General features: G+C 73.9%; 7 protein-coding genes. 6 read left to right on the top strand and 1 reads right to left on the bottom strand.

Going from position 1 to position 7,337, the window contains the following annotated elements:
• From ACFE60_RS16010 to sucB, 3 genes are all read left to right on the top strand, one after another.
• Window positions 1–991 (top strand): leucyl aminopeptidase (locus ACFE60_RS16010; protein ID WP_375389857.1); only part of this gene is annotated, 991 nt, incomplete at its 5' end.
• Between the two features lie 101 nt (window positions 992–1,092).
• Window positions 1,093–2,466 carry a dihydrolipoyl dehydrogenase gene (gene lpdA, locus ACFE60_RS16015; RefSeq protein WP_375389858.1) on the top strand — a complete coding sequence of 458 codons (1,374 nt, stop codon included), beginning with the start codon at window positions 1,093–1,095 and terminating at the stop codon, window positions 2,464–2,466.
• Window positions 2,467–2,545: 79 nt separating this feature from the next.
• Complete coding sequence (gene sucB / locus ACFE60_RS16020; protein WP_375389859.1) at window positions 2,546–4,105, top strand: 2-oxoglutarate dehydrogenase, E2 component, dihydrolipoamide succinyltransferase; 1,560 nt, start codon at window positions 2,546–2,548, stop codon at window positions 4,103–4,105.
• A gap of 53 nt (window positions 4,106–4,158) precedes the next feature.
• On the opposite strand, the gene ACFE60_RS16025 is transcribed toward sucB, so the two are convergent.
• Complete coding sequence (locus ACFE60_RS16025) at window positions 4,159–5,283, bottom strand: hypothetical protein (RefSeq protein WP_375389860.1); 1,125 nt, start codon at window positions 5,281–5,283, stop codon at window positions 4,159–4,161.
• 71 nt (window positions 5,284–5,354) lie between these two features.
• Between ACFE60_RS16025 and ACFE60_RS16030 the strand changes: the two genes are divergently transcribed.
• The 3 genes from ACFE60_RS16030 to ACFE60_RS16040 all read left to right on the top strand — a co-directional run.
• A complete protein-coding gene (locus ACFE60_RS16030) occupies window positions 5,355–6,047 on the top strand; it encodes a DUF4191 domain-containing protein (protein ID WP_375389861.1) in 693 nt (230 codons plus the stop codon).
• Window positions 6,044–6,490 (top strand): J domain-containing protein, encoded by a 447-nt coding sequence (locus ACFE60_RS16035; RefSeq protein ID WP_375389862.1) that lies wholly within the window; start codon window positions 6,044–6,046, stop codon window positions 6,488–6,490. The genes ACFE60_RS16030 and ACFE60_RS16035 overlap by 4 nt, the downstream gene beginning before the upstream one ends.
• A 114-nt stretch (window positions 6,491–6,604) precedes the next feature.
• Window positions 6,605–7,337: glutamine synthetase beta-grasp domain-containing protein (locus ACFE60_RS16040; protein WP_375389863.1), on the top strand; the 733-nt coding region annotated here is incomplete at its 3' end.

Here is a 7,337-nt window from a genome sequence, read left to right on the forward strand (position 1 = left end):
GCCGCCGAACGATCTGTTCCCGGCCTCGCTCGCCGACCGCGCCGTGCAGGCCGCCGAGGAGGCAGGAGCGACCGCGACGGTGTGGGACGAGACGGCGCTGGCGGAGGAGGGCTTCGGCGGCATCCTCGGCGTCGGCGCGGGGTCCAGCCGGCCGCCGCGGCTCGTGCGGGTGGCGTGGGCGCCGGAGGGCGCCGCGAGGACGATCGCGCTCGTCGGCAAGGGCATCACCTTCGACTCCGGCGGCCTCTCGCTGAAGCCGGCCGCGTCCATGGTCGGCATGAAGTACGACATGACCGGCGCGGCGACCGTGCTCGCCGTCGTGACCGCGGCCGCGCGCCTCCGGCTGCCGATCGCCGTGACCGCGTGGCTCTGCGTCGCGGAGAACCTGCCGTCCGGCACCGCGATGCGGCCGAACGACGTCATCCGCATCCGCGGCGGCCGCACCGTGGAGGTGCTGAACACCGACGCGGAGGGCCGCCTCGTGCTCGCCGACGGGCTGGTCCGCGCCGGCGAGGAGCACCCCGACGCGATCGTCGACGTCGCGACCCTCACCGGTGCGGTCATCACCGCGCTCGGCACCCGCTACAGCGGCGCCATGGGCGACGGCGCGCTCGTCGCCCGCACGCAGGCCGCGGCGAAGCGCGCCGGGGAGCTGGTCTGGCACCTGCCGCTGCCCGATGAGCTGCGGGCGCTGCTGAACTCCGACGTCGCCGACATCGCGAACGTGAAGATCGGCAGCACGGCCGGCGGCGCGCTCGTCGCGGGGCAGTTCCTGCGCGAGTTCGTGCCGGAGGCCGCGGACGGCTCCCCCGTGCCGTGGGTGCACCTGGACATCGCGGGCTCCGCCGAGAACAAGGGCGGCGCCTACGGCACGACGGGCTCGGGACCCACCGGCGTCCTGGTGCGCACCCTCCTCGCACTGCTCGAGGACCTCGCCGCGGACGGCCCCGCGGAGGGCGCTCCCGGCGCCCCGGCATCCGGCAGGGAGTAGGGTTTCCGCGGCGCTCCGGGAGGGGCACCGCTCCTCAGCGGAAGACCGGCGGGGCGGTCTCCGTCGGTCGCGCCAGCGACGAGAACGGGAGTACCGACGACGTGCCAGACCAGTCCTTCGACCTCGTGATCCTCGGCGGAGGCAGCGGTGGCTACGCGGCCGCGCTGCGGGCCGCCGAGCTCGGCAAGTCGGTCGCCGTGATCGAGAAGGACAAGGTCGGTGGGACCTGCCTGCACCGCGGGTGCATCCCCACGAAGGCGCTGCTGCACGCCGCCGAGGTCGCGGACACCGCGAAGGACTCCGCCCACTACGGCATCCGGGCGAGCTTCGATTCGGTCGACATCGCCGGCGTGACCGCGTACCGCACGGGGATCGTCGCCAAGAAGTTCAAGGGCCTCCAGTCCCTGCTGAAGGCGCGCGGCGTGACCACCATCGACGGCGCCGGCACGCTCACCTCCGCGACGACCGTGCGGGTCGGCGACTCGACGATCACGGGGAAGCACGTCGTCCTCGCGACCGGCTCGTACTCGCGCTCGCTGCCCGGCCTCGAGCTCGGCGGACGCGTCATCGCCTCCGAGCAGGCGCTCGACCTCGACTACGTGCCCAAGAAGGTGCTGGTCCTCGGCGGCGGCGTCATCGGCGTCGAGTTCGCCAGCGTCTGGCGCTCCTTCGGCGCCGAGGTCACGATCATCGAGGCCCTCCCGCACCTCATCCCGAACGAGGAGGAGGTGCTGTCGAAGTCGCTCGAGCGGGCGTTCCGCAAGCGCGGCATCCAGTACTCCCTCGGCGTGCGGTTCCAGTCCGTCACCCAGGACGACTCCGGCGTCGTCGTCACGCTCGAGGACGGCAGGACGTTCGACGCGGAGCTGCTGCTCGTCGCCGTCGGCCGCGGCCCCTCCACCGCGGGCAACGGCTTCGAGGAGGCCGGCGTGCAGCTCGATCGCGGCTTCGTGAAGGTCGACGACCGCCTGCAGACGACGCTGCCCGGCGTGTACGCCGTCGGCGACATCGTGTTCGGCCTGCAGCTCGCGCACCGCAGCTTCCAGCAGGGCATCTTCGTCTCGGAGGAGATCGAGGGCCTCGATCCCGCGATCGTCTCGGACGTGAACGTGCCCCGGATCACCTACTGCGAGCCCGAGGTGATGTCCGTCGGGCTCACCGAGGCGAAGGCCGTCGAGCAGCTCGGCCGCGACGCGGTGGTGGCCTACGACTACAGCCTGGCCGGCAACGCGAAGAGCGAGATCCTCGACACCTCCGGGTCGATCAAGGTCGTCCGGGCCAAGGACGGCCCGGTGCTCGGGGTGCACGGCATCGGCACGCGCGTCGGCGAGCTCGTCGGCGAGGCGCAGCTCGTCGTGAACTGGGAGGCGTACCCGGAGGACGTCGCGCCGTACCTCCACGGCCACCCGACCCAGTACGAGGCGCTCGGCGAGGCGTTCCTCGCGCTCGCCGGCAAGCCGCTGCACGCCCTGTGACGCACGACCGTGCCCACCACCGCGACCGTCCGCACCACACATCCGGCGGTGCTGCCGCCGATGCGAAAGGAACCATCCGATGAGTGAGTCCGTCACCCTTCCGGCGCTCGGCGAGAGCGTCACCGAGGGCACGGTGACCCGCTGGCTGAAGCAGGTCGGCGACTCGGTCGAGGTCGACGAGCCCCTGCTCGAGGTCTCGACCGACAAGGTCGACACCGAGATCCCGTCGCCCGTGGCCGGGGTGATCGAGGAGATCCTCGTGCAGGAGGACGAGACGGTCGAGGTCGGCGCCGAGCTCGTGCGGATCGGCGACGGCGCTGGCGCGTCCGGCAGCGAGTCGGCTCCGGAGCCGGAGGAGGCCGAGCCGGCCCCCGTCGCGGCCGAGCCGCAGCAGCAGCAGCAGCCGGTCGCCGAGTCCCTCCCGGAGGAGGCGCCCGAGGCGGGCACCTCCTACACCGAGCCGACGCTCGAGCAGGAGGTCGCGCCGCAGGGCGGCGGGCAGCAGCAGGCCGAGCAGGAGCAGCCTCCGCTCGCCCAGGACGCGACCAGCTCGGTCGACGCCGAGCCGGGCCAGGACGCCGGCCCCGCCGCCGCGCCCACCACCCCGCCGACCCCGGCGCAGCCCGCGCCTACGCCGTCGGCTCCGGCCGCCACCAGCGCTCCGGCCCCCGCGCCGAGCGCGCCGGCTGCGGCCGAGTCGGCTTCGGGCGGCGGGGCGCACGCGTCGGCGCCGTACGTCACGCCGATCGTCCGCAAGCTCGCGAACGACCGCGGCGTCGACCTGGGCTCGGTGCAGGGCTCCGGCGTCGGCGGCCGCATCCGCAAGGAGGACGTGATCGCCGCGGCGGAGGCGGCCGCTCCCGCCGCTGCCGAGGCACCGGCAGCGGCCCCCGCGCCGGCGAAGCCGGTCGAGCCGTCGCCGCTGCGCGGCACGACGGTGAAGATGTCCCGCCTCCGCAAGGTGGTCGCGGAGCGCGCCGTCGTCTCGATGCAGTCGACCGCGCAGCTGACGACCGTCGTCGAGGTGGACGTCACCGCGGTCGCGAAGCTGCGCGGCGCGGTCAAGGACGAGTTCCTCGCGAAGACCGGGCAGAAGCTGTCGTTCCTGCCGTTCTTCGCGCTGGCCGCCGTCGAGGCGCTGCAGCAGTACCCGATCATCAACGCGACCGTGGACGGCGACTCGATCGTCTACCCGGACACGGAGAACGTGTCCATCGCGGTCGACACGGAGCGCGGGCTGCTCACACCCGTCATCCGGGGCGCCGGCGGCCGGTCGATCGCGGACCTGGCGGCGCAGATCGCGGATCTCGCCGGCCGGACGCGCGACAACAAGCTGAAGCCGGACGAGCTGGCGGGCGGCACGTTCACGCTCACCAACACGGGATCGCGCGGCGCGCTGTTCGACACCCCGCTGGTGTTCCTGCCGCAGGTCGCGATCCTCGGCACGGGCGCGGTCGTGAAGAAGCCGGCCGTCGTCGCGACGGCCGACGGCGGCGAGTCGATCGCGATCCGCTCGACGGTGTTCCTGGCCCTCAGCTACGACCACCGCATCGTGGACGGCGCGGACGCAGCGCGATTCCTGACCACGATCAAGCAGCGGCTCGAGGCGGGCGACTTCCGGAGCTCCCTCGGGATCTGACGAACTGCACGGCGGACGGGCGGGCTCCTGACGGGGCCCGCCCGTCCGTCGTCTCAGCGCTTCGCGACGACGTCGCGCAGCCGCCAGCCGTCCGGCTCCCGGACCGCGAGCACCGTCGAGCCCGCTGCGTCCGCGAGGACGAGCCCGCCGCTCGTCGAGCGGATCGCGAGCCGCGCTCCGTCGACCGCGATCGCCTCCGCACCGGAGGCGACCGCGGCGAGATCCGACTGGAGCACCGGCGAGCCGGCGGCGTCCACGCCGGCCAGGCACCGCTCGCTGCCGGTCGCGAGGCAGCGCGCCCGCGCGGCGACGAGCGCGCGCAGCGCCGCCTCCGGCCGCTGGGTGGGCGCGACGGTGGGGACCGGGACCGCCGTGCGGGCCGTCCTCGCGACGGCGGTCGCCGCCGGTTCCGGCCGGTCCGCCGGCAGCAGCGCCGGCACCACGGCGAGCAGCAGCGCGACGGTGCCCGCCGCGACCCAGACCCGGCGGCGCACCGTGCGCAGGGGTGCGACGACGCGCCCGACCCGCGACCGGACCGCTTCGCTGCGCCCGGCCCACGACCGGACGCCCTCGGCGCGCTGCGGGTCGGGTGCAAGGGCCGGCAGCAGCCGCGACGGCGGGGCGACGGGCTCGACCGTCGCGGGCGCGGGGTGCAGGCGGACCGCCCGCGGCTCGGCGACCGTGAACAGCGCCGCCGCGAGGCTCGCCAGGTCGGCGCCGCCGGGGGCCGAGCCGCCGAGGAGCGCCCGGCACAGCTCGCGGAACGCCGCGACGTCGGCCGCGACCGCCGGCGCGAACGCCGCGTCGCCGACGGCTCGCCGCAGCACGGGCGCGTCCGGGCCGGTCCACGAGGGCGAGCCCTCCGTGTCGAGGGCGACGGCCGCGAGGCCGACCGCGCCGTGCGCGACGCCGGCCCCGTGCAGCCCGGCGAGCGCCGTCGCGAGCGGCGCCAGCACCGTGACCGCCTCCCCCGCGGACGGCCAGCCGGGCACCAGGACCAGCTCGGCCGGTCGCGCCGCCGGCGCCGGGACGACGAGCAGCAGGTCGCCGTTCGGCGCGCGGCCGACGTCGACGAGCCGCTCGACGTGCGGCCCGGGCGCCGCGAGCAGCGCCTGCAGCCGGTCGGCGCGGTCCTGGCGCACCCGGACGACGACGGGCGGAGGCTCGATGACGGTCACGCGGGCAGCCTGCCCCTGGATCCGCGCGCCGCGGCCCGCACGGCCTGGGGAGGAGCGGATACCATGCCCTCATGGCCCGAAGCACCGGTCGCCCTGCCAAGGAGCCGGGCCGCATCAAGCAGCTGATCGACGTCTTCCACATGACGAGGAAGGCCGACTCCGCCCTCGTCTGGTGGATGCTGCTCGCGTTCCTCGTGCCGGTGCTGGTCGGCGTCGTGCTCGCCGTGCTGAGCGGCGCGATCATCACGATGATCACCTGGATCCTGCTCGGTGTCGTGACCGGTCTGCTGGTCGCACTGATCGTGATGAACCGTCGCGCCGAGCGCGCCGCGTACAACCGCATGGAGGGGCAGCAGGGCGCCGTCGGCGCCGTGCTCCGCGCGACGCTGCGCCGCGGCTGGCGCGGCAGCGAGATCCCGGTCGCGGTGAACCCGAGGTCGCGGGACGCGGTCTACCGCGCCGTCGGGAAGCCCGGAGTCGTCCTCATCGCGGAGGGTCCGAAGGGGCGCACGCAGCGCCTCGTCGACGAGGAGCGCCGCAAGGTGGTCCGCGTCGCGCCGAACGTGCCCGTCTCGGTGCTGCGGGTCGGCTCCGACGAGGGCAGCATCCGGCTGTCCCAGATCAACCGCCGCCTCGGCCGACTGAAGGGCAAGCTGACGCGGGCCGAGGTGCTGGCCGTCAGCAACCGGCTCGAGTCGCTCGGCGGCGGCGTCCCGATGCCGAAGGGCGTCGACCCGACGAAGCTGCGGCCCGTCCGGCGGTGACCGGCGCGGCAGCGCCGCTGTCGCGGTCGGAGGCCGCGGCCCTGCTCGAGGTGCAGGAGGACGCGACCGCCGCCGAGGTGCAGCGCGCCTACCTCCGGGCCGCTCGGCGCACGCATCCGGACGCGCTGCCGGAGGCGGACGACGCGACCAGGCGGGCGGCGTCGCTCGCGTTCGACCGGCTGACGCGCGCGCGGGACCTGCTCGTGACGACGACCCAGGGGTCCGCTCCGCCCGCGTCACGCGCGGAGCCGGAATGGCGGCCCGGGCCGGAGGGACCGGACGGCCCCCGCTACCGGCAGGTCGCCGGCCGGGGGCTGGGCGGCTCGTTCGTCGTCCTGGCGCTGCTCGCGTTCCTGCTGATCGCGATCGTGAGCGCGGAGCAGGCGTTCCGCGGCTCGGCCTTCGACCTGCCCGCCTCCCCCGCGGTCACGTCGGGTCCGTAGGGCGTGTAACACCCTCGAAACGAAGCGGTCACGTGGCCGAAATCCCGTCCCCCGTAGGTTGGTCACCGACTGCAAGCGCAGCACTCCCTGGACCAGCGCAGGAGATCCACCGGCATGCCCAACCCCACGTTCACCGACTCATCCGAGGTCATCAAGTTCATCAAGGACACGGACGTCAAGTTCCTCGACATCCGGTTCACCGACCTCCCGGGCGTGCAGCAGCACTTCAACATCCCGGCGTCCACCGTCGACGAGGAGTTCTTCTCCGTCGGCCAGCTGTTCGACGGCTCCTCCATCCGGGGCTTCGCGAACATCCACGAGTCGGACATGCAGCTGATCCCGGACATCTCGACGGCGTACGTCGACCCGTTCCGGATCGAGCGCACCCTGATCCTGGTCTTCGACATCTACAACCCGCGCAACGGCGAGATCTACGCGAAGGACCCCCGCCAGATCGCGCACAAGGCGGAGAAGTACATCGCCACGACCGGTATCGCGGACACCGCGTTCTTCGCCCCCGAGGCCGAGTTCTACATCTTCGACGAGGTCCGCTACGAGGTCGCCCAGGGCTCGAGCTTCTACAAGGTCGACTCCTCCGAGGCGGCCTGGAACTCCGGGCGGGAGGAGATCGGTGGCAACCTCGGCAACAAGACGCCGTTCAAGGGCGGCTACTTCCCGGTGTCGCCCGTCGACCAGCACGCGGACCTGCGCGACGACATCTCGCTGAAGCTGATCGAGGCCGGCCTGATCCTGGAGCGCGCGCACCACGAGGTCGGCACCGCCGGGCAGGGTGAGATCAACTACCGCTTCGACACGCTCGTGCACGCGGCGGACGACATCCTGAAGT

This window comes from uncultured Amnibacterium sp., assembly GCF_964245895.1.
In the GTDB taxonomy this organism is placed as follows: Bacteria; Actinomycetota; Actinomycetes; order Actinomycetales; family Microbacteriaceae; genus Amnibacterium.

Coding starts and splice junctions, on each gene's coding strand:
- sucB (WP_375389859.1), top strand. CDS start 2,546: ATGAGTGAGTCCGTCACCCTTCCGGCGCTCGGCGAGAGCGTCACCGAG.
- ACFE60_RS16030 (WP_375389861.1), top strand. CDS start 5,355: ATGGCCCGAAGCACCGGTCGCCCTGCCAAGGAGCCGGGCCGCATCAAG.